The 24,376-nt window shown below is 65.8% G+C and carries 26 protein-coding genes; 11 read left to right on the plus strand and 15 right to left on the minus strand.

Going from position 1 to position 24,376, the window contains the following annotated elements; genetic code table 11:
- Nucleotides 1-88 precede the first annotated feature (88 nt).
- On the plus strand, nucleotides 89-988 hold the full coding sequence (map, locus tag LDB05_RS17720) for a type II methionyl aminopeptidase (RefSeq protein WP_226005296.1): 900 nt from the start codon (nucleotides 89-91) through the stop codon (nucleotides 986-988).
- 122 nt (nucleotides 989-1,110) lie between these two features.
- Here the strand turns inward: map and LDB05_RS17725 are convergent, their stop codons facing one another.
- Nucleotides 1,111-1,311, minus strand: a complete 201-nt coding sequence (locus LDB05_RS17725) for a DUF7835 family putative zinc beta-ribbon protein (RefSeq protein ID WP_226005297.1) — start codon at nucleotides 1,309-1,311, stop codon at nucleotides 1,111-1,113.
- 252 nt (nucleotides 1,312-1,563) lie between these two features.
- Between LDB05_RS17725 and LDB05_RS17730 the strand changes: the two genes are divergently transcribed.
- Together LDB05_RS17730 and LDB05_RS17735 are read left to right on the plus strand one after the other, a co-directional pair.
- Complete coding sequence (locus tag LDB05_RS17730; RefSeq protein ID WP_226005298.1) at nucleotides 1,564-2,103, plus strand: HIT family protein; 540 nt, start codon at nucleotides 1,564-1,566, stop codon at nucleotides 2,101-2,103.
- Nucleotides 2,104-2,318: 215 nt separating this feature from the next.
- Entirely contained in the window at nucleotides 2,319-2,723 is a 405-nt protein-coding gene (locus tag LDB05_RS17735) for a cupin domain-containing protein (RefSeq protein WP_226005299.1), read from the plus strand.
- Nucleotides 2,724-2,742: 19 nt separating this feature from the next.
- On the opposite strand, the gene LDB05_RS17740 is transcribed toward LDB05_RS17735, so the two are convergent.
- Nucleotides 2,743-2,979 (minus strand): glutaredoxin family protein, encoded by a 237-nt coding sequence (locus tag LDB05_RS17740; protein WP_226005300.1) that lies wholly within the window; start codon nucleotides 2,977-2,979, stop codon nucleotides 2,743-2,745.
- Between the two features lie 114 nt (nucleotides 2,980-3,093).
- Here LDB05_RS17740 and LDB05_RS17745 point away from each other — a divergent pair, with 114 nt between their 5' ends.
- Complete coding sequence (locus tag LDB05_RS17745) at nucleotides 3,094-3,573, plus strand: redoxin domain-containing protein (protein ID WP_226005301.1); 480 nt, start codon at nucleotides 3,094-3,096, stop codon at nucleotides 3,571-3,573.
- Nucleotides 3,574-3,684: 111 nt separating this feature from the next.
- Here LDB05_RS17745 and LDB05_RS17750 read toward each other — a convergent pair whose 3' ends face one another.
- The 5 genes from LDB05_RS17750 to pyk form a co-directional block, all read right to left on the minus strand.
- Entirely contained in the window at nucleotides 3,685-4,050 is a 366-nt protein-coding gene (locus LDB05_RS17750) for an ArsR/SmtB family transcription factor (RefSeq protein ID WP_226005302.1), read from the minus strand.
- Between the two features lie 86 nt (nucleotides 4,051-4,136).
- Entirely contained in the window at nucleotides 4,137-5,390 is a 1,254-nt protein-coding gene (locus LDB05_RS17755) for a tRNA (N(6)-L-threonylcarbamoyladenosine(37)-C(2))-methylthiotransferase (RefSeq protein WP_226005303.1), read from the minus strand.
- 61 nt (nucleotides 5,391-5,451) lie between these two features.
- Complete coding sequence (locus LDB05_RS17760) at nucleotides 5,452-5,811, minus strand: hypothetical protein (protein WP_226005304.1); 360 nt, start codon at nucleotides 5,809-5,811, stop codon at nucleotides 5,452-5,454.
- Nucleotides 5,812-5,873: 62 nt separating this feature from the next.
- The gene (locus LDB05_RS17765) at nucleotides 5,874-6,206 is read right to left on the minus strand and encodes a DUF7312 domain-containing protein (protein WP_226005305.1); all 333 of its coding nucleotides are present in this window, start codon (nucleotides 6,204-6,206) and stop codon (nucleotides 5,874-5,876) included.
- Between the two features lie 78 nt (nucleotides 6,207-6,284).
- Nucleotides 6,285-8,042, minus strand: a complete 1,758-nt coding sequence (gene pyk, locus LDB05_RS17770) for a pyruvate kinase (protein ID WP_226005306.1) — start codon at nucleotides 8,040-8,042, stop codon at nucleotides 6,285-6,287.
- A 134-nt stretch (nucleotides 8,043-8,176) separates the two neighbouring features.
- On the opposite strand from pyk, the gene LDB05_RS17775 reads away from it, so the two are divergent.
- Nucleotides 8,177-8,464 carry a GYD domain-containing protein gene (locus LDB05_RS17775; protein WP_226005307.1) on the plus strand — a complete coding sequence of 96 codons (288 nt, stop codon included), beginning with the start codon at nucleotides 8,177-8,179 and terminating at the stop codon, nucleotides 8,462-8,464.
- A gap of 24 nt (nucleotides 8,465-8,488) precedes the next feature.
- On the opposite strand, the gene LDB05_RS17780 is transcribed toward LDB05_RS17775, so the two are convergent.
- From LDB05_RS17780 to mfnA, 4 genes are all read right to left on the minus strand, one after another.
- The gene (locus LDB05_RS17780; protein ID WP_226005308.1) at nucleotides 8,489-9,253 is read right to left on the minus strand and encodes a potassium channel family protein; all 765 of its coding nucleotides are present in this window, start codon (nucleotides 9,251-9,253) and stop codon (nucleotides 8,489-8,491) included.
- 123 nt (nucleotides 9,254-9,376) lie between these two features.
- On the minus strand, nucleotides 9,377-11,572 hold the full coding sequence (gene metG, locus LDB05_RS17785) for a methionine--tRNA ligase (protein ID WP_226005309.1): 2,196 nt from the start codon (nucleotides 11,570-11,572) through the stop codon (nucleotides 9,377-9,379).
- A gap of 186 nt (nucleotides 11,573-11,758) precedes the next feature.
- Nucleotides 11,759-12,367, minus strand: a complete 609-nt coding sequence (locus LDB05_RS17790; RefSeq protein WP_226005310.1) for a hypothetical protein — start codon at nucleotides 12,365-12,367, stop codon at nucleotides 11,759-11,761.
- A 234-nt stretch (nucleotides 12,368-12,601) separates the two neighbouring features.
- Nucleotides 12,602-13,687 carry a tyrosine decarboxylase MfnA gene (gene mfnA / locus LDB05_RS17795; RefSeq protein ID WP_226005311.1) on the minus strand — a complete coding sequence of 362 codons (1,086 nt, stop codon included), beginning with the start codon at nucleotides 13,685-13,687 and terminating at the stop codon, nucleotides 12,602-12,604.
- Between the two features lie 230 nt (nucleotides 13,688-13,917).
- On the opposite strand from mfnA, the gene LDB05_RS17800 reads away from it, so the two are divergent.
- From LDB05_RS17800 to LDB05_RS17815, 4 genes are all read left to right on the plus strand, one after another.
- Nucleotides 13,918-15,210 carry a glycosyltransferase family 2 protein gene (locus LDB05_RS17800; protein ID WP_226005312.1) on the plus strand — a complete coding sequence of 431 codons (1,293 nt, stop codon included), beginning with the start codon at nucleotides 13,918-13,920 and terminating at the stop codon, nucleotides 15,208-15,210.
- Between the two features lie 186 nt (nucleotides 15,211-15,396).
- On the plus strand, nucleotides 15,397-16,650 hold the full coding sequence (gene gatD / locus LDB05_RS17805) for a Glu-tRNA(Gln) amidotransferase subunit GatD (RefSeq protein WP_226005313.1): 1,254 nt from the start codon (nucleotides 15,397-15,399) through the stop codon (nucleotides 16,648-16,650).
- A gap of 85 nt (nucleotides 16,651-16,735) precedes the next feature.
- Nucleotides 16,736-17,149, plus strand: coding sequence for a VOC family protein (locus LDB05_RS17810; protein ID WP_226005314.1), 414 nt, complete (start codon nucleotides 16,736-16,738; stop codon nucleotides 17,147-17,149).
- Nucleotides 17,150-17,285: 136 nt separating this feature from the next.
- Nucleotides 17,286-18,245, plus strand: a complete 960-nt coding sequence (locus LDB05_RS17815) for a GNAT family N-acetyltransferase (protein WP_226005315.1) — start codon at nucleotides 17,286-17,288, stop codon at nucleotides 18,243-18,245.
- 7 nt (nucleotides 18,246-18,252) lie between these two features.
- Here the strand turns inward: LDB05_RS17815 and LDB05_RS17820 are convergent, their stop codons facing one another.
- The 4 genes from LDB05_RS17820 to LDB05_RS17835 all read right to left on the minus strand — a co-directional run bounded on the left by LDB05_RS17820 (nucleotide 18,253) and on the right by LDB05_RS17835 (nucleotide 22,093).
- Nucleotides 18,253-19,188, minus strand: a complete 936-nt coding sequence (locus LDB05_RS17820) for a M48 family metallopeptidase (protein WP_226005316.1) — start codon at nucleotides 19,186-19,188, stop codon at nucleotides 18,253-18,255.
- Between the two features lie 88 nt (nucleotides 19,189-19,276).
- Nucleotides 19,277-19,561 (minus strand): ubiquitin-like small modifier protein 1, encoded by a 285-nt coding sequence (locus LDB05_RS17825; RefSeq protein ID WP_226005317.1) that lies wholly within the window; start codon nucleotides 19,559-19,561, stop codon nucleotides 19,277-19,279.
- A gap of 31 nt (nucleotides 19,562-19,592) precedes the next feature.
- Nucleotides 19,593-20,843 carry a TrkA C-terminal domain-containing protein gene (locus tag LDB05_RS17830; protein WP_226005318.1) on the minus strand — a complete coding sequence of 417 codons (1,251 nt, stop codon included), beginning with the start codon at nucleotides 20,841-20,843 and terminating at the stop codon, nucleotides 19,593-19,595.
- Nucleotides 20,840-22,093 (minus strand): DUF8167 domain-containing protein, encoded by a 1,254-nt coding sequence (locus LDB05_RS17835; protein ID WP_226005319.1) that lies wholly within the window; start codon nucleotides 22,091-22,093, stop codon nucleotides 20,840-20,842. Before LDB05_RS17835 ends, LDB05_RS17830 begins: the two co-directional genes overlap by 4 nt.
- A gap of 186 nt (nucleotides 22,094-22,279) precedes the next feature.
- On the opposite strand from LDB05_RS17835, the gene LDB05_RS17840 reads away from it, so the two are divergent.
- The gene (locus tag LDB05_RS17840) at nucleotides 22,280-22,699 is read left to right on the plus strand and encodes a universal stress protein (RefSeq protein WP_226005320.1); all 420 of its coding nucleotides are present in this window, start codon (nucleotides 22,280-22,282) and stop codon (nucleotides 22,697-22,699) included.
- A gap of 120 nt (nucleotides 22,700-22,819) precedes the next feature.
- Entirely contained in the window at nucleotides 22,820-24,007 is a 1,188-nt protein-coding gene (locus LDB05_RS17845; RefSeq protein WP_226005321.1) for an NAD-binding protein, read from the plus strand.
- Nucleotides 24,008-24,376: the final 369 nt, after the last annotated feature.

The raw sequence follows: 24,376 nt of genomic DNA on the forward strand, positions 1-24,376 counted from the left end.
ATAACGGAACCGTCGATCGCGTGACCGGTACCGGCTTCCTCGAGGGAGAGACGGAACCTCTTTTTATCGACCTGTCCAACCCCGGGGCATGACCGAACCCGAGGTGGACCTCGAGTCCGAGCAGTACGAGAAACACCGCGAAGCGGGGGCGATCCTCGCGCAGGTACGCGAAGAAACGGCCGAACGCGTCGAGGTCGGTGCGAGCCACCTCGAGGTCGCAGAGTGGGCCGAGGAGCGCATCCGGGAACTCGGCGGTCAACCCGCGTTCCCCGTCAACATCTCCATCGACGAGGAGGCGGCTCACGCGACGCCGTCGATCGGTGACGAGACGACCTTCGGCGAGGAGATGGTCAATCTCGACATCGGCGTCCACGTCGACGGTTGGCTGGCCGACACCGCGATCACCGTCGACCTCTCCGGGAATCCCGAACTGGCGGAGGCGTCCGAGCAGGCCCTCGAGGCGGCAATCGATATCATCGAGCCCGGCATCGGAACCGGCGAGATCGGTGCGACGATCGAGGAGGTGATCGACGGCTACGGCTACAACCCCGTCGTCAACCTCACTGGACACGGGCTGGGCCACTGGGAGCAACACACCGCGCCGAACATCCCGAATCGCGCCGTCTCACAGGGGACGACCCTCGAGGTCGGCGACGTGGTCGCGATCGAGCCGTTCGCGACGGACGGCGGCGGGAAGGTCTCCGAAGGCGCGAGCGAGGAAATCTTCTCCCTCGAGCGGGAGGGGACCGTCCGGAACCGGCAGGCCCGCGAGGCCCTCGAACAGATTACCGAGGAGTTCCGCACGCTTCCCTTCGCGACGCGGTGGCTCGAGACGGACCGGGCCGAGATGGCGCTGCGCCGGCTCAAGCGAAACGACATCGTCCACGGGTATCCGGTGCTCAAGGAAGACGACGGCAAGCTCGTCAGTCAGAAAGAGCACACGATCATCATCACCGAAGACGGCTGTGAAGTGACGACCGCGGACTAGTCACGTCACACCGCTATCGGGCATCCCAATCGGTAATACGTGCGTCGCGGAGAAACGCAGAAGGACGGGAGACCGGGCAACGAGGGCGGTTCGGTGGAGGGTGTTTCGAACTCGCGGCGCGATCAGGCGTTGTTCATCCGCTGACTCGAGCGGTTTCCACACCGCTGGCACTCGCTCACGCGGTACGGTTCGCGGGAGAACTGTGAGTTCTCCTCTTTGAGGCTCTCGGTTCTAATTTGGACGGAGACTTCGTGGAGCGTTTCCAGGTCGCAGTCCTCGCAGTGCTCGGTCATCCCGTTGACAGAGTCGTCAGTCGTTGCCATTACTGAATTACTTGAAGTAGCCCTATCTTAAACCCACGCTTCATTTTGAACGCTGAGTCGTAAAATCGAAAGAGGGCGGCGACTTCTCCGTGAAACTCCCTGAAAACGTTCTATATCGTTTAGATCCGGTTTTCGTGACTTTATATCGGAATTATGCGTTACAGTGCCATGGTTTTATTGGAATCTTACCACGAGTATCGGCCCCGCGCGACGGACTGAAACGCTTTAGGTCGCCCTCGAGTGCCATCGACTATGGACCAGGTGTTCGCACCGTGGCGAATCGAGTGGATCAGACGCGAGGAGAAGAACCCCGACATCGAGGAGTGTGTCTTCTGTGAACTGCCCGAGCAGGAGACCGATCGAGAGAACCTGCTCGTCGCCCGAAGCGAGCACGCGTTCGTCATGCTGAACAACTACCCGTACAACCCGGGACACCTGATGGTCATCCCGCGAACCCACACCGGCGAATACGGGGCTCTCGCGGACGATGTCCTCCTCGATCACGCCCGCTTGAAACAGCGAACGTTCGATGCCCTCGAGGTCGCCCTCGAGCCGGACGGGTTCAACGCCGGCTTGAACCTCGGTGACGGGGCGGGTGGCTCGATCGACGACCACCTGCACACCCACGTCGTTCCGCGGTGGCAAGGCGACACCAACTTCATGCCCGTTCTCAGCGATACGACGGTAATCGTTGAGGCACTCGAGGCAACGTACGACCACGTCCACGACGCCTTCGCCGCTCAGGACGGTGCGGTCGTTCCCGACGAAGACAGTGCCGTCGTGTTCGAATAGCGGTCCGCACTGGGGCGGCTGTCGCAACACCTCCCCTGCGTACGGCCGTCTCGAACTCGACGTCTCGTAGTGGAGCTGGCGATATCGGCACTCGTCACACAGGCAACCGACTCGAGCGCCGATAGACGGTCGGAGCGGCCCGTTATTCGTACAGCTAGCAACCCGGACCGGACGACGGGACACTTTTGGTGACTGTTATCGTGATGGACGGTAGCATGGACTACAAAGTGGTCCAGACGGACGACGTACCGCTCACCGATCTCTCCGACGTCGACGAGGTGCCGCCGGATCTGCGCATCCGCGCGCTCGACGAGTTCTTGGAGACCGACGCGCTCAACCTCAAACTCTGGTACTTCGAGCCCGGCGAGGAGATCCAGTACCACGCACACGCCGAACAGGAGGAGCTCTACTACGTCCTCGAGGGAGAGTTCTCGGTGAAACTCGGGCGGTCGGGCGAGGAAGAGTACATCGACGCCGGACCGGGGACGTTCTGGATCGCCAAACCGGAGATCGGGCACGGCCACCGGAACGTCGGCGACGAGGAGGGCGTGGTCCTCGCGATCGGCGCACCCGCGGTCGACGATCCGGGGCTCGATCCGCACCAACTCGACGACGAGTAACCGCAGAACGGCCCCCGGATCAGGCGTGGGTCGAATCGAGGTAGTCGAGGATCCGCTCGGACTCGGCCATCGTCACGCCGCGGTCCTCGTCGATGATGACCGGGACCTGCCGTTGACCGGAAACTTTCTTGACTTCGTCGCGTTTCGAGTGGAGCCCCTCGACCCAGACGCTCTCGTAGTCGACGTCGAGTTCCTCGAGTCGATCCACGACGTGCTCACAGTACGGACAGCCTTCCAGGCGGTAGAGCGTTACCATAGCACGTGGTACGGAGCGCTCCGTCAAAAGGATACGTGTCGATCCGCGGTGCCGTGTGGACGTACGATCGGCCGCGGAACGGAGCTTTTTGTAGTCACGCGACAGTCCTCGCGTATGCCACCGACTGCAGGTGAGACCGTTGCCGACTTCGAAGCGCTCCTCTGTGACGGCGAGACGTTCCGGTCGACGCCCCTCTCCGAGGCACTCGGCGCTCGCGGCGGCGTGGTCGTCTGTACCGGGTTCGCGTTCAGCGCGATCGCACAGAACTGGTGGAAACAGTTCGTCCGCGCCGGCTGGGACGAGTTCGAGGACGTTCCGGTGCTCGGCGTGAGCCGCGACGGTCCCTACGCACAAAACGAATTCCTCAACTGGCTCGACCACCCGGAGTTCCGGTTCTTCGCGGACGTCGACGGCGAGGTCAGCGAGTCCCTCGACCTGCTCGCCGAGCGGTCGCACATGGCGAACGTCTCGACCCCCTGGCGGTCCGCGTTCGTCCTCGATGCCGACCGCGAGGTACAGTACGCCTTCGTCGCGGACGACTGGATCTCGCCGCTTCCTCGCGAGGAAATCGAAGCCGCCGTCGCGGACCTGTAGCCCGACGTAACAGCTGTCTCCGGATACCGTTTGCTCGAATTCCTCGTCACCGAAAACCGCTGCGAGACTCACTGAAGACGGGTTCAAAACGGGTCGACGAGCTGCGGGCCGTCAGGGCTCGCAATACAGGACGTTTCCGTTGCACGCACACTCGATCCGGAGCGGATCGTCGTAGGTCACCGACACGTGATCCATGGCCTGCACGTAGTGTGCGGGGGTCCCGGTCCGCGAGCGTTCGTTGAGCCGTGAGATGAGGCCGGCCTCCCGCAGGTGCTCGACCTTCCTGTACGCCGTCGACTGCGGGAGGTCGAGCTCGTCGGAGACGTCACGCACCGTCGCCGGCTCCTCGACGAGCAGATACACCGCTCGAGCGTCGTCGTCGCTGAGCAGCTCCATGATCCGATGAGGGTCACACCCGATCTCTCCGTCCTGTTCGATCCGCGGACAGCGGGTCGGCCGATCGGCTGTATTGCTCATATGTACCGGTTCGATGGACTCTTACTTCGCTTTCTCACCTCATTCCCGAGAACTGAGGATCGACGCTCACGGCTATAGTCCCGACCCTACACCGGCTCGCCGAACGCGTACATCGTCTCGTGGGCCGTTATCTCGAGGTCGAGGAAGTCGCCGGGCTCGATGCCGTGGTCGCTCGCGTTCTGGACGATGACCTGGCGATACGCCGAATCACGACACTTCACGGAGTCGGCGGTTCCCTCCTCAACGACCAGGCAGTCCTCGCGGCGCTCGCCGACCATGTCCGCGTAGGCCTCGCGGACGATCTCGCGCTTGACCTCGCTCATCGCCTTCGAGCGTTCCTTCTTGATCGTCCCGCCGAGTCCCTTCATGTCGGCGGCGTCGGTTCCCGGCCGCTTCGAGAAGCGAGTGACGTTGATCTTCTCCGGGCGGGTTTCTCGCAGGAGGGCCATCGACTGTTCGTGGTCGCGGTCGGTCTCGGTGGGGAAGCCGACGATGAAGTCCGTCGATAGCGTCCAGTACTCGAGCGCGTCGTCGAAGGTCTCGACGACCTCGACGTACTCCTCGACCTGGTGCTGGCGACGCATGTCGCCGAGCACGTCGTCGCTCCCTGACTGAACCGGCGCGTGCAGGAAGTCGTAGAGTTCGTCGTTCGCGGCGAAGACCGCGGCCAGTTCCTCGCGGATGCCGTGGACGCCCTTCGGGTTGGCCATCCCCACGCGGACCCGGAACTCGCCCTCGATCTCGCAGATCTCCTCGAGCAGCCGGTGGAGCTTGCGCTCGCCCTCGTCCCAGCCGTAGACGCCGGTGTCCTGGCCGGTGATTCTGATCTCCTTCGCGCCGGCGTGGATGAGCGCGCGGGCTTTCTCGACGTTCTCCTCGATCGACGGCGAGTCGATCTTGCCGGTCGCCTGCTTGGTAATGCAGTACGAGCAGTCGGACATGCAGCCCCGCGCGATGGGGAGGATGCCGACGACGCCGTCGAGGATGGGCTCGGCGTCGGGGGTCGTCGTCGGACACTCGCCGTTGGTGACCGCCTCGGGCACCTCGTCCCAGTGGAGCACCTGCCCGTCGACGTCCGCTCGTGCAAACTCCTCCCCCTGTGCCAGCGCCATACAGCCCGTGATGAAGAGATCGGCCGTCTCGTCGGCCAGCTCCTCGGCCCGCCGGAGCATGTTCCGCTCGGTCTTCTCGACGACGGTACAGGTGTTGAGGATCGCGACGTCCGCCTCGTCCGGGCCGTCGACCCGGTAATGGCCCGCGTCGCGGAGCCGTCGCTCGATCTCGCGACTCTCCCCGCGGTTCGACGTACAGCCGTACGTTTCGATGTGATACCGGGCCATTCGCTTGCACCGTTCTCGGGGCTGGTGAATCAAAAGCGCGACGGATCGCACCCGCCGTCGGTTACCGCTCGTCAGCGTCGGAACCGCCCTCTTCAGTGCCAGAATCGACCTCTTCGTCCAGCGCCTCGAGCGCCGCCCGACCGACCGAAAGCCCCCGGCGGCCGGTCGGCTCCTGCGTCACGAGGACGCCCGCGGAGAAGTCCGGATCGCCGTCGTCGTCGTAAATCCCGTCCGGACTCGTCCCGATCCGGACCGACTCGCGGACCGTCAACATCGCCTCCCGGATCGCGTCGTCCCGGTCGTCCGCGGCGGCGACGTCCAGGTACTCGATCCCCTCGTCGCGACTCGATAACCGCTCGAGGACGGCATCGACATGTTCCTCGGCGCGCTCCGAATCGTAAATATAGTGTCTGACGCGCATCGGTGCTTATCGCCCGTCGCCCTTCGAGACGTTCGTACTCGCACCCGCTCCCCGTGAGTCCCTCACAGCGAGATCCCGACCAGTCTGACGAGGACGAGCACCATCGCGATCGCTCCGAGGGCGACGAACAGCGCGTTCTCGAGGTCGGGATCGCCGGCTTCGATCGGCGTCGAACTCGCCTCGGGTGCGTATTCGTCCGCCTCGCTCGTCTCGTCGCCCGCCGACTCGTCGTCAGTACTCGAGCCGGAGAGGTCGAGCGGGATCCGATCCCGCTCGGCATCGCTCGATCCCGTCTGGCTCGAGTCGGTCGCCGTTCGGACGTCCGGCTCCGTCGCCGACCGCTCGTTCCATCGGTCGTCGGCGGTGTCGTCGTTCTCGGACCGGTCGCCTGCCATATGCCGTCGTAACGCCCCCGTGGTCAAAAACCCGCGGTCCGAGCGCGGAGCGCAGTCGCGGTCAGTCGCTCCGATCGCTCAGGGCCGTTCCGGACGTCCCTCGATATCGCCGCCGTAGACGACGCCGCGCTCGGCGTCGACGGTGACGACGTCTCCGGTCGCGAGGTCGCCGACCTCGGCGTCGCTGATCATCGGAATCCCCAGTTCGCGGGCGACCATCGCCGGATACCCGGTCATTCCCCGCTCGGCGTTGACGATACCGGCGATTCGGCTCGTATCGCCGGTGAACTCCTCGTCGAAGTCGACGGGCAACGCGAGGATGGCCCCGTCGGGGACGTCCGAGAGGTCGCCGTCGGTCACGTGAACGACCGGTCCGGTCGCCCGGCCCTCGACGACCACCTGTCCGGTCGTCAGCGCGTCCGCCGCGACGTGGACCTTCAGCATGTTCGTCGTGTTGGCCCCCTCGAGATCGGTCATCATCCCGCAGAGGACGACGACGGTGTCCCCGCTCTCGGCGACGCCGGCGTCCAGTGCGGCCTGAACCGCCTTCTCGACGACGGCGTCGGCACCCTGATCCGAAACGGGCGCGTACAGCGGCGTCACCCCCCACGTCAGCGCGAGCTGGCGGCGGACCGCCTGACTCGGCGTCGAGGCGACGACCGGAACGCCGGGCCGGTACTTCGCCGTTTTCAGCGCCGTGTAACCGGACTCAGTGGCAGCGACGACCGCGTCCGCTCCGATGTCCCGCGCCAGGAACCGCGCCGAACGCGCCAGTGCGTCCGTTCGCGCCTCGCCGGACGCCGGAACGCGCTGCTCGAGCAATTCGGCGTGTTCCTCGGAGCGTTCGACCTCGCGGATGATGCTGTCCATCGCGTCGACGACTTCGATGGGGTGATCGCCGACGGCGGTCTCGGCCGACAGCATGACCGCGTCGGTGCCGTCGAGGACGGCGTTGGCGACGTCGGACGCCTCCGCGCGCGTCGGCCGGCGGGCGTGAACCATCGAATCGAGCATCTCCGTCGCCGTGATGACCGGTCGCCCGGCCTCGCGACTCTTCCGAATGATTCGCTTCTGGATCATCGGTACGTCCTCCATCGGACACTCCACGCCGAGGTCTCCCCGCGCGACCATCACGCCGTAGGCGGCGTCGATGATCTCGTCTAAATTCTCCACCGCGCCGGCGCGCTCGATCTTGGCGATGATCGGGATGTCCGCGTCGTTTTCCTCGAGGACCTCGCCGACCTCGTAGACGTCCTCGGCGTCCCGGACGAAACTCGCCGCGACGAAGTCGACGCCCTTCTCGGCGGCTAACTCGAGGTCCGCGCGGTCCTTCTCGGTGACGACGTCGAGGTCGAGTTCGACGCCGGGCACGTTGACCCCTTTCCGGCTGCTCAGCTCGCCGCCGGTGTCGATGCGCGCGCGAACCGCGTCGCCCTCGTGGCCCAGCACGGTCGCCTCGATCAGCCCGTCGTCGAGCAGGATGCGGTCCCCGGGCTCGACGGCGTCGATCGACACCGAGAGGCCGACCGTCTCCGGTGTCGCCTCCTCTCCCTCGACGAACCGGATCTCGGAGCCCGTCTCCAGCGTCACCGTCTCGCCCTCGGGCAGCGGCGCAGTTCGGATCTCCGGCCCCTTCGTATCGAGCATGATCGCGACGGGTTCCGTTCGCTCCTCGTCGACCGCCCGGACGCGATCGATCAGCTCGGCGCGATCCTCGCGGGTCCCGTGGCTCGCGTTCAGCCGCGCGACGGACATCCCGGCGTCGGCGAGCTCCCGGATCGTTCCCCGGTCGTTCGACGCCGGCCCCAGCGTACAGACGATCTTCGCATTTCTCATACCGGGCCCTACCGGCAGCATCGCCTAAAAGATAGTCACTTACTCGCGTTCGAGTACTAGTCTCGATACGAATGCGACCGACCCCGTCGTCTGCCACGGCAACCGTTTTGCACGGACCGGTCCTCGCGTCCGACATGCCGACCTACGCGACCCTCGTCGATCTCGCCGACCGCGACGTCCAGAACGCACAGGAACTCGCGACGCTCTGGGGCGAGATCAGGACCGAGTTCGAGACTCACGGCGCGGAACTCCGCGACTCCTACGCCGCGCTCGGCGAGTACGACTTCCTCATCGTCTTCGAGACCGACGACAACGAGGCGGCGTTCAAATCCGCGCTAACGCTCCACCGGCACGGCCTCGAAGGAACGACGATGGAAGTGATCGACACCGACGACTTCTCGGACGTCGTCGACGAAATCTGACGGGCGCGTACCGCGTGGCTCGAGTCAGTTCGCCGGCCGCTCGAGTAGCCCGATGACCTGGTGGCCGCTGACGACTTCGGGGATGACGACCTCGTCGGCACCGATCTCCTTCGCGACCGACTCGTACATCTCCTCGCCGACGCGAACGATGATTTCGGGCGAGGAGTCGACCGTCCCGCTGACGATCGCGATCTGGATGTTGATATTGGAGTCGTCGATCCCCGCAACGAGTTTCGACGCGCGGTCGACGCCGGCGTCTCGCAGCACCTCCTCCCGTCTGGCGTCACCTTCGACGAGCAGGTGTCCGTCCTCTCGGACTCGCTGGGCGGTTTTCTCGTCGTTCTCGACGACAACGACGGCTCGCCCGTCATCGACGAGGTGGTTCGCGATCGTGCGTCCGAACATCCCGTAGCCGCAGACGATAACGTGATCCTCGGTTTCGGTGAGTCGTTGTTTCATCGTTGCTCTGGTTACTTCCGTTCGTATCTGGCCTCCGAACGCCGCAGTGAGGACCGTTTCGCCGATCCACAGTCCCGACAGGACGAGTCCGAACCGCACCAGAACCGCGTACGCTTTGGTCGCTCGTTCCGGTCCGTCGTGTTCGGCGAAGTGGAGTTCGATGCTCGTTAGATCGACCAGCCAGAACGTCGCTTCGACGAGTCCGACGCCCCCGAGGATCGAGAACCCGAGGACGCCGGCGACCACGACCCCGACGAAGCTACCGATCGGTGCCAGCGCTCGTCGTAAGATCGGCCGATCAGTGAGGGCGGAAACGAACGCGGTCCGCACGGTCGGTCTTCGGTAACAATCGACATATAGTTGGTTGGTACTGCAACCGGCACCCGAGAGAGACGTCTCGAGAGGTGAGAAAAATAGTCGTCCGTTTCGAGTCGGCTCTCCAGCCGGTCGGCGTTACCGAACCTTCTCGCCGACGTCGGCGTCGCCGTGGGTCGTCAGCAGGTCTGCCTCCTCGCCGGCCGCGAGGATCATTCCGTTGGACTCGACGCCGAACAGCTCCGCTTTCTCCATGTTCGAGAGCAGGACGCACTTCTCGCCCGGCAACTCGTCGAGGTCGTGGAGTTGCTTGATCCCGGCGACGATCTGCCGCGTCTCGAAGCCGATGTCGACCTCGAGGCGCGCGAGGTCGTCCGCGCCCTCGATGCCCTCGGCCGCCTCGATCCGACCGACGCGGATATCGAGCGCCTGGAAGTCGTCGAAACTGATTCGGTCCTCTGCCAGCGCCTCGAGGTCGCCCGTGTCTGTCATACTCTCGGATTCGCTCGCGTCGGTGTCGTCGCTTTCGGTTTCGGCCGCATCGCCGTCGGATTCCTCGTCGTCGTCCGACGCCGCTTCGACGCGCTCTTCGAGCTTTGCGGTGAGTTCTTCGACCCGCTCGTCCTCGATCTTCTCGAAGAGCTCGCCGGGTTCCTCGAAGGTCTGCGGTGGGGCCTCGAGTGCGTGCTCGAGGCGGGCGTCCGCGACGTCGCCGTCCTCGCCGATCTGTGCCCACAGCGCCTGTGCCTTGTCGGGAGTGATCGGTTCGATGAGGACGCCGACGGCCTTGGCGATCTGGACGCAGTCGCGGATGACCTGTGCGGCTCGCTCGGGGTCCTCGTCGGTGAGTTTCCAGGGCTCGTTGCGCTGGATGTACTCGTTGCCGTACTGCGCGAGTCCCGTGGCGGCCTGACCGACCCCGCGCATGGAGTAGTCGTTGACGTTCTCGCGGGCGTCGGCGATGGCGTCCTCGATGCGTTCTCGGACCTCCTCGGAGACGTCCGCGTCCGGCGTGCCCTCGAAGTTGCGGTAGGCGAAGAGCAGCGAGCGGTACCAGAAGTTGCCCACGGTGCCGACGAGTTCGCCGTTGACTTTCTCCTGGAAGGCGTCCCAGGAGAAGTCGACATCCTGCTGGAGCCCGCCCGTCGTCGTCAGGTAGTACCGCAGCAGGTCGGGGTGGAACCCCTCGTCCAGGTACTCTTTTGCCCAGATCGCACGGTTACGACTGGTCGAGAGCCCCTTGCCGTTGATCGTTATGAACCCGGTCGCGGCGATTCCGCGGGGCTTGTTGTAGCCCGCGCCCTCGAGCATCGCCGGCCAGAAGATCGCGTGGTGCTGGATGATGTCCCGGCCGATGACGTGCATGATCTCGCCGTCCCCCTTCCAGACCTGCTCCCAGTCGTACTCGTCCGTGCCGACGCGTTCTGAGTACTGCTTCGTGCTCGAGATGTACTCGATCGGGGCGTCGACCCAGACGTAGAGGACGAGGTCGTCGCCGTCGTCTCGCGGCTTCGCCGCTTGACTGTCCACGGAACTCCGTTCCGCGCTACCTCCGTCTCGTTGCTCCTCCGGAGCAACGCTATCGCCATCATCGGGATAGTCGATTCCCCAGTCCATGTCCCGCGTGATACACCAGTCCTGCAGGCCGTCTTCGATCCACTGGCGCGGCTGGTTGCGCGCGTTCGAGGTGCCTTCGAGCCCGTCGAGGAACTCGGTGAGGAAGTCGGTGAACTCGGAGACCTCGAAGAACTTGTGGGTCCGCTCGCGGTATTCGGCTGGGTTCCCCGTGATCGTACTCGTCGGGTCCTCGACTTCGCCCGGCTCGAGGTGGCGCTGACAGCCCTCGTCGCACTCGTCGCCACGGGCTTTTGCTCCGCAGTAGGGACAGGTTCCCTCGACGTAGCGGTCGGGGAGGTACTGGTCGGCTTCGGGGTCGTAGGCGACCTGAATCTCTTTCTCGTAGATGTAGCCCTCGTCGTCCAGCGTACGGACGATCTCCTGGGTCAGCTCGGTGTTGGTTTCGTCGTGAGTGTGGCCGTAGTTGTCGAAGTCGACGTTGAACTTTGGGAACGTCTCCTCGTACTGTTCGTGCCAGTCAAGCGCGAAGTCCTCCGGATCGACGCCCTGCTGTTCGGCGTTGACGGCAACCGGCGTCCCGTGCATGTCCGACCCGCAGACGTAGATCGATTCCTGGCCCAGCATCTCGAGCGCGCGGTTGAACGCATCTGCACCGATATAGCCCCGCAGGTGACCGATGTGCAGGTCGCCGTTGGCGTAGGGCAACCCGCAGGTCACGACGGCGGGTTCGTCCGTCGGAAACTCGTCGTGGCTCATGCTCGTCACGTTGCGCTCGCGGGCGTAAAACCCGCCGGTTTCGATCGCTACACTCGCGCCCCCTGTGCGCTCCGCCGCAGCAGGTGGTGACACTCACACGATCGGGATTTTTCGTCTCAATTGCTCCGCCCGTCGCTCGTGCTGCGATGGTAGCGTCCGTGACCGATCGAGGGGAGAAAACACGGATCAGACTGCATATCCATCGTTTCGGAGCGCGAGTTCGACCGCCTGATCGAACCGCTCTCGGAGGTCGGGGTCGAGCCGTTCGACGCGCTCGTCGGAGTCCGTCAGTTCGAGGCGGCGTTCGTCGCCGCTGCCGTCGGCATCGATGGGACGATACGTTTCGGTGAATCTCCGGCTATCGTTCCCGTACACGGTTACGGTCACGGATTCCACATCCGACGGGCGTCCGTTCTGTGTCGACGTGTCCACCGCGCCGCTCACTTTCACCCGTTCGAAATCGGTGAGATCCGTGCTGAATCCTCCGATCGCGAGCTTTTGGTCGAGCGATTCGCGATCCCATTCGCTCCGCTCGCCCGTTTCCTGATCCGTCCCGATGACGGTCTCCGGTCCGATCGTCTCTATCGTCCATTTCCTGAGCGATTCCGATGCGAGTTCTTCCGCGGTTCGTGACCGGATGTCTCCCTCCTGAACCGTGTCACCTTCTTCGACGCGGATATACCGCGAGTTCGAACCGGGAACGTCGACGAATATCTCACCTGATTCCGTGCTGACCAGCGTTTCCACTCCCTCGATAGTACGGGTAACGAGTTCTCGATTCCTGTCGTTGCTCATGGTTGATAATCTCACACATCTTTGGGTTCACGCTCATCTAAGGGTGATGCCGGCACTATCCATACGAGCACCGGCCCGGATCACGCGTCGCCGTTCGACGCCTGACTCGACCCGTCTCGGCCGCCGTAGCGCTCGGACTACTAGTGCGAACGGTCCGGCTTTCGGGAACGCCCCTGATCCAGTGAAGACTGCTGGTTCGTCTCACCGGCGTCTGAACCTCTTCGATACAATCAGTTAGTCGTCACTCACGACCGGCACGCTCGCACGCACCTCGAGCCGATCCAGATCACCGATAAACGAGGCCAGCATCTCGCGGGTGACGTGTGGCATACAGACGACGCGCAGTTCGCCGGTCGCCGTTCGCGAGATCCGCCAGCCCTTGGCTCGCAGCGCGTCGAACGTCGACCGCGGCACGTCGGCCGCGACGAGCGGCAGCGTGGGATCGGCGACCGCGTAGCCCCGCTTCTCGAGGGCGTCGGCGAGCCACTCGGCGTTGTTCTGCGAGCGGACGTACTGTCGGCGGTAGCCGTCCGGCCACAGTTCCTCCATCGCGGCGACGGCGCTCGCGACGCCTGCGCCGGAGCGAGTTCCCGTCAGCGTCGCCTGCGAGGTCGACTCGAGGTAGGGCGTGTCGACGGCGAGTTCGTCGAGCAGGTCGGGCGAGCGGACGAGCAGTCCCCCCGCGGGAACCGCGGCCTGTCCCATCTTGTGGGGGTCGATGGCCATCGTGTCGACGGGCGCGTGGCCGAAGTGCCAGTCGTAGTCGGTAAAGGGAAGGACGAACCCGCCCCACGCGGCGTCGACGTGGAGGGTGGCGTCGACCGACCGGGCGATCCGGCCGAGTTCCTGAATCGGATCGACGCGGCCGTACTCGGTCGTTCCCGCGACGCCGATCACCGCGGCGGTGTCGTCGTCGACGGCGGACCGAACGGCCGCGAGGTCGGCCCGGTGGTCGTCGTCGGTGGGAACGATCCGGAGTTCGACGCCGAGCAGGTCGGCCGCCTTCTGGAAACTGAAGTGGCCGGACTCGGGCATGACGACGTTCGGAGTCCGGCTGTCGGCCCGTTCGCGGGCGATTCGAACGGCCTGAATGTTGGCCTCCGTGCCGCCGCTCGTGATGTAGCCCGCCGGCTCGTCGAGACCCGCAACGTCGCTCAACAGCTCGATCGCGTCGTCCTCGAGCGCCGCGACGGTCGGGTAGCTCCCGGGATCGCCGGGATTCGTCGCGAGAAACCGCTCCGCCGCGTCGCGCGCCGCCGGGTGAGGGTCCGTACACATCGACGAGAGAACCCGGTCGAACGCTTGCGGCTCGGATTGCATATCACGTATGTAAACGGTCGCCGGTTTATGAGTTGTGTTTGTTGACGAGTTCCGCCACTTTCCTCTATCGGAAACCGAGGAATCACCCGTCGAGAGTCGGGCTGAACGGCGCGTCGTCGTTCTCGGTATTACCTTAATACCGTCCCCCGACGGCTCGCAAAGTCCGTATTTTCCGCCCCTTTCCAGCCTTATGACAATATTGATATGCTGTCGCCTGCAACCCCCCGATAATGATTTCGACAGCCCCTCGAGCCGTCGACCACGGCGCCACCGTCGTCGGTGCGTTCACCCTATTGCTGTTCGGGTTCGCGCAGGGGCGGGAAATCCAGCGCGTCTCGGTCGATCTGTTCGTCGTGACCGTTCAGGTGGTGTTCCTCGAGGCGATCTCGTCGATGGCCGTCTTCACCGGTTTCGTGGCGATCACCGGCCTGTTGTTGGTCCGCGAGGTGTGGACGTCGCGGGATACCATCGAACCGGTGACCGACGGCCCGCGGCTGACCGCGATCGTTCCGGTGTATCGCGATCACAAGGTGATGGACGAGAGCGTCGAGAGCCTCTGTGAGAGTACGTACGAGAACCTCGAGATCGTCGTCGTCGCCGAGCCGAACGACGAGGCGACGCTGAAGCGAGCCCGCGAACTCGCGAACGCCAACGAGCGCGTCGAGTGTTTGATCAACGGGAATCCGGGCTCGAAAGCGGGGGCGATCAACTACGCGGTGCGCGAGACCGACGCGGAATACATCGCGGTCTTCGACGCCGACGAACGGGTCACTCCCGAGTTCCTGTCGCGGGGGATGGGCGCATTGCTCGAGGACGCGGACGTCTTTCAGGGGCGGCGGATTCCGCGGCCGACCGGCGTCATCGAGACGGTCGCCTACTGCGAGCGGATCGTCTTCCACGCCAGCTACAAGATCGTCGAACTCTCGGGCTTCGCGAACTGCCGGAGTTCCTCGACGGTGCTCACCCGCGAGGCCTTCGAGCGCGTGGACGGCTACGACGACGTGCTCACCGAGGACCTCGATTTCGCGCACGCGTGTTATCGCGAGGGGCTGACCGTCGAACAGGCCCGCCAGTGTACGAACACGATGGAGGCCCCCCACACCCTGCGGGATCTCTGGGGCCAGCGCAAGCGCTGGCGCGTCGGGCAGATCGAAGTCCTCCACGCGACCCTCATCGAACTCCTCCGCGGACAGCTCGGCCGCCGCGGTATCATCTCGATCGGCCGCATGTGCTCGAGCCTGCTCGGGTGCCTGTTCACGCTCGCCCTCACTTCGAAACTCCTGTTGTTGTTCATCCTCGACGTCGAGTCGGCGTTTCTCCTCCCCGCGGCGATCCTCGTCGGAACGATCGCCCTCGTCGCGTGGCGCGACACCAGGGACGGACGGATCGACGGCCTCAGCTGGACCGTCGTCCTCGCGCCGCTCCTCTATCCCGCATTCGGCATACTGACGCTCAAATCGCTGCTCGGCTACGGGCTCAGCTGGGACGGGACCTGGTACGAGGTCGAGAAGACCGGCTCCTGACGACGGACTCCGTTCTCGAGGCGCTCGGTGGTCGTCTTCTCGAAGACCGGCCGGTTCGACGACCCTCCGCCGGCCGGGACTGACAGGGCGTTCGGTCGATTCCGATGTCACCGTATCCGTTCTCCCACTCGATCCACACCGGACGGAAAGCGTGCCTTCAAGTCCGCCGCCGCGCAACGGCCTTCCATGAACCCAGGCGACCGCGTCCGCGTCGATCGCGCGGATCGGACGTACGAAGGCGTGTTGCTCCCCTCGAGCACGGACGACAACCTCGTGGTGAAACTCGAGGGCGGCTACAACGTCGGCGTCGATCGGGACGGGGCCGACGTGGACGTGCTCGCGGAGGACGTCTACGAGATCGACGGCACCGATTCGACGGGGACCGACGAGGCGGGCTCGGAGATCGAGTTCGACGACGAGCTGCCGACGATTTCGCTGATTTCGACGGGCGGCACGATCGCCTCGACGGTCGACTACCGCACCGGCGCGGTGACGGCCCAGTTCGACGCCGAGGACGTCCTGCGAGCCGTTCCCGACCTCGCGGGCCGCGCGAACTATCGGGGCAGAGTCGTCGCCAACATCCTCTCGGAGAACATGGAGCCGCCGATCTGGCAGGACCTCGCCGAGGCGGTTCGCGAGGAGATCGCGGCCGGCGCCGACGGCGTCGTCGTCATGCACGGCACCGACACGATGCAATACTCCGCCTCGGCGCTGTCGTTCATGCTCGAGACGCCGGTGCCGATCGTCTTCACCGGGTCGCAGCGCTCGGCGGACCGGCCGTCGTCGGACAACGTGATGAACGCCGTGTCGGCCGTCGAGGCCGCCAAGAGCGACTGCGCGGAGGTGTTAGTCTGCATGCACGCCTCCGAGTCGGACGACGTCTGCGCGCTCCACCGGGGGACTCGCGTGCGGAAGAACCACACCTCGCGGCGGGACGCGTTCGAAACCGTCGGGGCGGAGCCGCTGGGCGAGGTCGACTACGAGACGGAGACGGTCGAGTTCCGTCGGGAGTATCAGGAGCGCGACGACGTCGAGCTCTCGATCGAACCCGACCTCGAGAGCGACGTCGAACTCCTGAAGTTCACGCCGGGAATGGATCCGCAGTTCCTCGACGTCGTCGAGGAAAGCGAGGGGCTCATCATCGAGGGCACCGGCCTCGGCCACGTCCACACCGATCTGATTCCCCGCATCGAGGAGCTGATCGAGGACGGCACGACGGTCGTCATGACCAGCCAATGTCTCGAGGGCCGCGTCTGCGATCGGGTCTACGACACGGGTCGGGACCTCCTCGAGGCGGGCGTGATCGAGGGCGAGGACACGCTGCCCGGAACGGCGAAAGTGAAGCTGATGTGGGCGCTCGAGAACGCCGAGGACGTCGAAGCGGCGATGGGAACGTCGCTCGCCGGCGAGATTCAGGAGCGGTCGGTGCCCTGGGAGTGAGTCGGGTTTCACTTGGTAACGACAGCTACGAACCCGTCGCTGCGGAAACGATATCGTCTTGATAATTCTCTCCAGTTTGTTGCGTATGAGTCACGACCACGCCAATCCCGAGCGTGCCGGTCACCTCCATCACGTCGAGCTCTGCACCGCCGATCTCGAAGCGGCAGTTGACTTCTGGGCATGGTTACTGGATGAACTCGGCTACGACCGGAAGAACGAGTGGAGCGGCGGTCGTTCCTGGCGGAACGGTCCGACGTACATCGTACTCAAAGAGGCCGACGACTCCGCGCCACCATTTCAGCGACGGGCACCGGGCCTGAACCATCTCGCGTTCCACGCCGGTTCTCGTGACCAGGTCGATACACTGACCGCAGCCATCCGTGACCGATCGGATTCCGCCGTTCTATACGAGGACCAGCATCCGTACGCTGGCGGCTATTACGCGCTCTACTGCGAGGGCCCCGACGGAATCAAAGTCGAAATCGTCGGTCCCGAGTGACGTCAGTCTCACTCGCCGTTCGCGGTGCTTCGGGCGGAGGCTCTGATTGCGGTCATCCGCTGCAGTAGATGAACCGCGTCGATTCTGCGAAGCCCTTTCCCGCGCGACTGCGTGAGGTGCGACTGGTCACCTACCGATGTCACCCGATACGAACGCCGACGCTTCTATCGAGATTCGCCGCGCGACCCACGAGGATTACGACGCCGTCGTCGACTTCACCAGTGACATCTGGCCCGACCGCGGTGGCGACTACATCCCGCGGATCTACCACGACTGGCTCGAGGACGAGCCCGGGCAGGGCAAGAAGACCTTCCTCGCGGAGGTCGACGGCGAGGCTGCTGGGATCCTCCAGGGAGTCATGCTCTCGCCGGACGAGGCCTGGTTTCAGGGGATGCGCGTCGCGGCCGACTATCGTCGGCAGGGTGTGAGCCACCGACTGAACGAAGCGACGTTCGAGTGGGCCCGCGAGCAGGGGGCGACGATCGGTCGCGTCATGGTCTTCTCGTGGAACGCCGCCTCGCTCGGCGCCGCGCGGGCCAGCGGCTACGACCCGATCACCGAATTTCGGTTCGCCCATCCCGAACCGGATTCGACCGCCGAGGGTCCGTACCGGGTCTCGAGCGATCCCGCGGCCGCGTGGCGCTACTGGACGCACAGCGACGCCCGCGAGCACTTGAACGGACTCGGACTCGCACCCGAAGAATCGTGGGCCGTCCGGGAGCTCACGCGGGACGATTTCGACCGACTCGCGGACGAGACGGCCGTGTTCGCGGTCGAGGGCGAGGACGGACTCGCCGGAACGGCCTACCGATCGCGAACGTACGACCGGGAGATCGACGATGACGACGCAGCGGCTGCGAGCGACGAGGCGACGACCGAGACGTGGGCCGAATACGGCGTCGCGGCCTGGGAGGACGTCGACGCCGCCCGGTCGCTGTTCGCCGCGATCGCTCGAGACGCGGCCGAGAGCGGTGCCGACGAGACGCGGGTCCTGATCCCCGAAACCGCCCGCTACGTTACCGACGCGCCCTACGCGGGAGTCCCTATCTCGGAGGAACCGGACTTCGTTCTGGGGATCGATCTCACGGGGGAATGATGTCGGACTAGTCCGCCAGCCGCCGCAACCGCTCGAGTCGCCGGTCCGTGGCCGGATGGGTCGCGAAGAGGCCGCCGCCGCCGTCGCGTTCCGGATCCAGCGTCGGGAGGACGGAGATCGCGTCGACGGACCGGGTGTGGTTTCGGAGGTCTTCGGGCGGTCGCTCGGCCGCCGCCGAATCGAGTCGCTCGAGCGCCGCGGCCAGCGCTCCCGGGTCGCCGGTCGCAGCGACGGCCGCGCGGTCGGCCGCGAACTCCCTGCCGCGGGAGAACAGCCCGACGCCGAGCGTCGACCCGCCGACCAGCAGCCGGCCGAGGGCCAGCCAGGGAAGGTCGCGGGGATCGAACTCGTCTCCCTCATCGTCCATCATCTCGTAGAACTCTTCGGACGCGATCAAGGGCACGATCGCCCACGTCATCAACCGCTGGTCGCCGTTCGCGACGTGGGCGAGTTCGTGGGCGAGCACCGCCTCGAGTTCGTCATCGGGGAGCGCCTCGAGCAAGCCCTCGGAGACGATCAACACCGGCTCGTCCCCGTGAGTGGTCGTACACGCGATCGGCGCGGTCGCGGCGTGACGTCGCACCTCCGGCAGCGGGAGGTCGAACTGGGCAGCCAGTCTGGCGGCCGACGACGCGACTCGTCCGGTTCCGCCGGGGTCGATCGGCTCCGTCTCGCGGCGCAACCGTGCTCGGCTGCGACGGATCGCCTTCCGTACGCCGGCCGCCCACGATAGCAATAGCAGAACCGCGCCGACGAGCAGTGCCGCGACGAACGTCCGCAGGCCCGGCTCGATCACGAGGCCGGCCACGTAGAGAACGACCCCGCCGACCGCGAGACCGCCGAGTACCGCGAGAACGACCCCGAGTACCGCGAGCGTGCCGAGGCCGATGATCCCGGCTCCGAGTGCCCGTCCCGCGAGGCTGAGCGTCGTTCGTGCTCGCATGGCTCCCCGTTTCGATCGCGGACAGTTAAAAAATTCGACGGTTTCCCGTGGGGCCGCAGTCACGACCGCTCTCCAGCGCGACCCGCAATCACCCGCCGCTGACCGGCGGGAACAGCGCGAGCTCGTCGCCCTCCTCGAGTTTCGTCTCCAGTCCCTCCTCTTCGACCAGGACGTTCGTTCCGTTTCGAAGCACGTTGATCTGGGATCGCAGCTCGCCGTCCCCGTCGAGGACGCGGCCCTCGAGGTCGGGACGACCCGAAACGAGTTCCTCGAGGGCGTCACCGACGGTGTCGCCGGCTGCGGCGTCGACGGTCACGTGCTTGTCACCGGCGCGTTCGGCGAGGTCCGCGAACAGCTTCCACTCCGTAGGCATACGTGGCGCTATCGGTGCCGACGGCAAGTAGCTACCGCTCTTGGGGTCGTTCCGGCTGCCGATCGGGGTCCGGTTCGTCGGCGACGGACTCCTCGCTTTCTCGAGACCGGTCCGTGTAGGTCAGCGTTCGTTCCGTCACCCGCCGGAGCGCCTCCGGGCGACCGAGAACGTAGGCGACATCGCCCGCCGCGAGTCGAACGTCGTCGGCCGGCAGCGGGAGGTGCTCGTCACCGTCCTCGCCCGCGCGTTCGACAGCCAGCACCAGGACCGGCAGCGCGTCGACCGGGACGCCGACGAGCGAATCGTCGGAGCCGACGCTGACCGTCGTCACCGTCTCGTCGGCCGCACGGAGCAGGGAGACGAGTTCTCGTTCCGCGTCGGGACTGCCGGGCAGGGTCACGAGCCGGTGCGGTCGATCGCCCTCGAGGTCGCGAACGTCCTCGGCGTCGATGGCGACCGTCACGGTGTCGTCGGCCGTCGCGCGCAGTTCGCCGCCGGCGATTCGCCGAGCGGTTCCGTCCGCGTCGTCTCGGCCCCAGATCCGGACCGCGTCGCCCGGGCTGGCGTCGGCCGCGGGATCGCCCGTCAGGGCGACGGCCACGGTCCCCGGCGCGAGCGTCGGCCCGATCCCGGCCGGTCGGCTCCCGACTCCGAGGTAGTCGATCGTCCCGTCGGCGGTGAGATCGACGTCGACGTGTCCGATCCCGTGGTCGCGCTCGAGGCGGGCGACCAGTCGCTCGCGCAGTTCCTCGACGGTGAGTCGACGGGGGAAGAGCAACGTCTGCCCCGCGAGTTCGGCTTTCACCGATTCGTCGACGGTGTCGTAGCCGTCGATGTCACCGATCTCCGTCGGGAGTTCGACCGTGACGACGCGACCGGCCGAGCGAACGAGCTGTCTCACCTCGGTGATCGTCCGCGGGGTGGCGGCTACGAACACGTCTCGAGCGAGGTAATCGCCCAGCCGCCGGCCGGCGTCGGCGGCGACCGCGCTGGCGACGAACGCACTGACTGTGAAGACCGCGGTACTCGGGTCGGTCAGCGGTGAATCGCCGATGATAGCCTGTTGTAACGCCGTCTCGGTGTTCAACCAGAGCGCGACGAGCGCGACGCCGAACAGAACGGCGACGCCTTCGGGAATCTCGTCCGAGCTGTACCAGCGGTAAATAAATGCGACACCGCCCCCCGCTCCGGCCGCGAGCACGGCGAAGCCGACGATCTGAACGAGCGCGTCCACCAGCGTCGCGGACGTGACGACCTGCGCGAGGACGGGAACGGCGCTCATCGCGCCATCGCCTCCACGTACGCCTCGGTCGCGTCCTCCGGTCCCGCGACGAACGCCTCGTCGCCGGCCTCGAGTCGCCGTTCGATACCGGGGCCGAACACCCAGCCGTGGCGACGACCGCCGGTCTCGCTGCCTTGCCGGCGCACTGCGAGGAGGGTCACCTCGTCCGCCGGCGCGGGCTCGTCGGCCCCGGTCGAGCCGACGATGAACCGACGGATCGCGTATCCGCTGCGCTTGACCAGCGCGAAGGCTTCGAACTCGCGGCTCGTCCCGCGGGAGCGCACGACGAGTCGCGGGGACTCGGCCTCGAGGACGGACTTGACGTCTCGGCGGGCGACGGCGATGGTCACGCGTCCCGGCCCGCCGGCGGTCGACGCGTTCGATTTCGCGTCGGGGAGCGGCGGGTCGGTTTCCTCTCCGCCGTCGGTCGCGACGTCGTCACCTGGCGGCTCGGAGACGGCCGTCTCGTGTTCGTCGTCGATATCCGTTCGGGCGCTCAGTACCGTCCCGGTGATCGAGCGCTCGTCGGTTCGGACGCTCACCTCGTCGCCTCGAGCGAGCCCCGTCGGGACGAGCGCTGCGACCGAGACGGCCCGCTGGCCCGCCGGGACCCGTCGCGAAAGGCTTCCCGACGGTGGTGCCGCGATGACGGTCGCCCGCGCCTGTTCGTCGATCTCGACGTCGACGTCGGCGAGATCGTGATCCGTTCGGAGCCGTTCCTCGAGTCGGGACTCGAGTTCGGAGAGGGGGATGTCCGCCGGAAGCCGCCACGAGCCGGCTTTGAGGGTTCGCCGGAGATCCGGCGACAGTGGCGGATAGCCCTCCATGTCGTGGATTTCGCCGGTCGGTCGGACGGTGACCTGGCCGACCGAGCCGACGAGTTCGACGACGTCGGCCGAGAGGGTTCGCTGTCGGAGCGACGTCAGCGAGAGCCGACGGGGGAGTTCCGCGCCGAGTTTGTCCCCCTGATTGTGAGCGTAGAGTGCGAGCATGAGGACGACGAGGACGGCGACCAGCAGTCGCGGCGACTGGGCGATCGTCGGTTCGATGAGGCCGAGTAACCCGCCCTGGACGCTGGCAATCGACAGCGCGAGGACGACGACACCGAACCCGGGAAGCGTGACGCCGCTGAAGTACCGGACGAGAAAACCCAGCGAGCCGGCGACGAACGCGGGGACGATCCCGGTCAGGAGCCCGAGATAGAGGCCCAGAAACACCTCGACCAGTAGATCGACGGGAAGCGATTGCATTGTCGGTCGGTCGTTCGGAACGGTTAAATCAGCACCGACGCGGTCACTGCGCGGGAATACCGAATCGACGCCGACCGACGTCGACCCGCCAGCGACGGTCCAGCGCGAGCGTATACACTCCTTCTCGGGAGCGTATACACTCCTTCTCGGGAGGGGTTTATCCGTTCGCCCGTGGTGTCTGGCACCATGCTCGATCGCGTTCTCGTTCCGATGGACGGGTCCGTGCTGTCCGAGCGCGCGCTCACGTACGCGCTCGAGAATCACCCCGACGCGGCGGTCACCGTCATCACCGTCGTCGCCGAGCCGTCGGTGATGATGGGGAGTGCGATGGGCCTCGCCATGGAAGACGACATCGAGGGGGCCGCGGAGGACCGCGCAGCGGAGGTGTTCGAGCGCGCCCGCGAGATCGCTGCCGACTACGACGCCGAGATCGACACCGTCGTCGAAATCGGCCGTCCCGCACGGGCGATCGTCAGCCATGCCGACGACTACGACGCGATCGTAATCGGGAGCCACAGCAGTGACATGGTCGACCGACTGTTCGTGGGCAACGTCTCGGAAACCGTGTTCCAGCGCTCGCCCGTGCCGGTTACCGTGGTTCGCTGATCCGCCCCGGACAGTTTCGCTCGTTACTCGATTTCGATCGTTTCGGGGGCCAAACGGGACCGCTATCTCTCGTGCGGAAGAGACGGAGACGTTTAACTAACACCACTGCCCACGGTGTGTATGGTCGAGGCCCGGTCGCTTCAGGAGCGATTGCCGGATAACTGGCGACGAGTGCTCACTACGCGGGCGGCCATCGTGCTCGTCTTGCTCGTCGCGTTGCTCTCGGTCGCGACAGCGGTCTTCAACATCGGCACCAATGCCGTCGGCGGCCCCCTCGTGGAGTACGTTCCCGACGCCGTCCAGAGCGCCGCCGCGTTCACCGGTGCACTCACCGGATTCATGATGGTCGGCAGTGCGCTCGCACTCCGTCGCGGGCTCCGGACCGGGTGGTGGGCGACGCTGCTATTGCTTCCGCTGACGGCGGCACAGGGGCTCCTCCAGTCGAGCCCGTACTCGTTCCCGTTGATCGTCCTCTCGATCGTCTCGATCCCGGTCCTGTTACTCACCCGCAAGCGCTTTACGAAACCGCTCTCGCTGTCGACGACGCAGATCGCGGCCGGTGCGTCCCTCGTCGGCGTTCAGGTGTACGGTACCATCGGCGGCTACGCGCTCCGCGAGGATTTCGACGGCATCAACAGCATCCTCGACGCCTTCTACTTCACGCTGATCACCTCGAGCACGGTCGGTTACGGCGACGTGACGCCGAACACCGGCTCGACCGAGGCGATGCTGTTTACCATGTCGGTGCTCGTCCTCGGCGTCGCCAGCTTCGGTATCGCCATCGGAGCGCTCGTGGGTCCAGCGATTCAGGACCGAATCTCGAAAACACTCGGAAAGATGAACGAATCACAGCTCCAACTCTTGGACCAGCACATCCTCGTGCTCGGTTACGGCGAACTGACGGAACCGATCGTCGACGAACTCGCGGACAGCAACCGGGAGTTCGTCGTCGTCACCGACGACCGCGAGGCCGCGACGATGCTCGGGGAACGGGACATCCTGGTCGTCACCGGCGATCCCAGCGACGAGGGGCCGCTCGACCGCGCGAAGATCGACCGCGCGACCGCGATCCTCGTCGCGACGAACAACGACGCCGAAGACGCACTCGCGATCCTCACCGCTCGCCAGCTCGCACCGTCCACACGCATCGTCGCCGGCGCGACCGACCGTGAAAACGTCAAGAAACTCGAGCGAGCCGGGGCGGACACGGTGATCAGCCCCTCCATGCTCGGGGGCCACCTGCTCGTACGGTCCGCGCTCGGCAACGACGAGAGCGATCTGATCGATCGGATCCTCGAGCGGGACTGAGTCCTCGCGCGAGGGCGTCCAGCGGGTTTCGTTCGGACGGAATTGCGTCGCTCACGATCCGTTGAGAGAGCTCCGTACCAGTCCGAATTACGCAGCCGGCATATGGCGGCGCGCGCTGTTGGCCGTCCGAGTGTAACGAGGGCGGCCAACGACACTGCGCGAGGGATGAGTGAGCGCCGCGAGGTGCGAACGTTAGCGCGGAACCGCAGGTTCCGCGAACCGTGCGAACGGGCGCTGCGCGCCCGTGAGCAGAAATCGGTTGGGGAGGGCGTGGCCGTTCCCTGTTGTCACGCTAGCAGCACACTCGGTACCGTCGCCCGCTCCGACTCCCCTCTCCGTCCGGTTCGAAGACGTACAGGTCGGATTGAC

The sequence above is a fragment of the Natrinema salinisoli genome, assembly GCF_020405205.1.
Classification (GTDB): Archaea; Halobacteriota; Halobacteria; order Halobacteriales; family Natrialbaceae; genus Natrinema; species Natrinema salinisoli.

Coding starts and splice junctions, on each gene's coding strand:
- map (WP_226005296.1), top strand. CDS start 89: ATGACCGAACCCGAGGTGGACCTCGAGTCCGAGCAGTACGAGAAACAC.
- LDB05_RS17725 (WP_226005297.1), bottom strand. CDS start 1,311: ATGGCAACGACTGACGACTCTGTCAACGGGATGACCGAGCACTGCGAG.
- LDB05_RS17730 (WP_226005298.1), top strand. CDS start 1,564: ATGGACCAGGTGTTCGCACCGTGGCGAATCGAGTGGATCAGACGCGAG.
- LDB05_RS17735 (WP_226005299.1), top strand. CDS start 2,319: ATGGACTACAAAGTGGTCCAGACGGACGACGTACCGCTCACCGATCTC.
- LDB05_RS17740 (WP_226005300.1), bottom strand. CDS start 2,979: ATGGTAACGCTCTACCGCCTGGAAGGCTGTCCGTACTGTGAGCACGTC.
- LDB05_RS17745 (WP_226005301.1), top strand. CDS start 3,094: ATGCCACCGACTGCAGGTGAGACCGTTGCCGACTTCGAAGCGCTCCTC.
- LDB05_RS17750 (WP_226005302.1), bottom strand. CDS start 4,050: ATGAGCAATACAGCCGATCGGCCGACCCGCTGTCCGCGGATCGAACAG.
- LDB05_RS17755 (WP_226005303.1), bottom strand. CDS start 5,390: ATGGCCCGGTATCACATCGAAACGTACGGCTGTACGTCGAACCGCGGG.
- LDB05_RS17760 (WP_226005304.1), bottom strand. CDS start 5,811: ATGCGCGTCAGACACTATATTTACGATTCGGAGCGCGCCGAGGAACAT.
- LDB05_RS17765 (WP_226005305.1), bottom strand. CDS start 6,206: ATGGCAGGCGACCGGTCCGAGAACGACGACACCGCCGACGACCGATGG.
- pyk (WP_226005306.1), bottom strand. CDS start 8,042: ATGAGAAATGCGAAGATCGTCTGTACGCTGGGGCCGGCGTCGAACGAC.
- LDB05_RS17775 (WP_226005307.1), top strand. CDS start 8,177: ATGCCGACCTACGCGACCCTCGTCGATCTCGCCGACCGCGACGTCCAG.
- metG (WP_226005309.1), bottom strand. CDS start 11,572: ATGAGCCACGACGAGTTTCCGACGGACGAACCCGCCGTCGTGACCTGC.
- LDB05_RS17790 (WP_226005310.1), bottom strand. CDS start 12,367: ATGAGCAACGACAGGAATCGAGAACTCGTTACCCGTACTATCGAGGGA.
- mfnA (WP_226005311.1), bottom strand. CDS start 13,687: ATGCAATCCGAGCCGCAAGCGTTCGACCGGGTTCTCTCGTCGATGTGT.
- LDB05_RS17800 (WP_226005312.1), top strand. CDS start 13,918: ATGATTTCGACAGCCCCTCGAGCCGTCGACCACGGCGCCACCGTCGTC.
- gatD (WP_226005313.1), top strand. CDS start 15,397: ATGAACCCAGGCGACCGCGTCCGCGTCGATCGCGCGGATCGGACGTAC.
- LDB05_RS17810 (WP_226005314.1), top strand. CDS start 16,736: ATGAGTCACGACCACGCCAATCCCGAGCGTGCCGGTCACCTCCATCAC.
- LDB05_RS17815 (WP_226005315.1), top strand. CDS start 17,286: ATGTCACCCGATACGAACGCCGACGCTTCTATCGAGATTCGCCGCGCG.
- LDB05_RS17820 (WP_226005316.1), bottom strand. CDS start 19,188: ATGCGAGCACGAACGACGCTCAGCCTCGCGGGACGGGCACTCGGAGCC.
- LDB05_RS17825 (WP_226005317.1), bottom strand. CDS start 19,561: ATGCCTACGGAGTGGAAGCTGTTCGCGGACCTCGCCGAACGCGCCGGT.
- LDB05_RS17830 (WP_226005318.1), bottom strand. CDS start 20,843: ATGAGCGCCGTTCCCGTCCTCGCGCAGGTCGTCACGTCCGCGACGCTG.
- LDB05_RS17835 (WP_226005319.1), bottom strand. CDS start 22,093: ATGCAATCGCTTCCCGTCGATCTACTGGTCGAGGTGTTTCTGGGCCTC.
- LDB05_RS17840 (WP_226005320.1), top strand. CDS start 22,280: ATGCTCGATCGCGTTCTCGTTCCGATGGACGGGTCCGTGCTGTCCGAG.
- LDB05_RS17845 (WP_226005321.1), top strand. CDS start 22,820: ATGGTCGAGGCCCGGTCGCTTCAGGAGCGATTGCCGGATAACTGGCGA.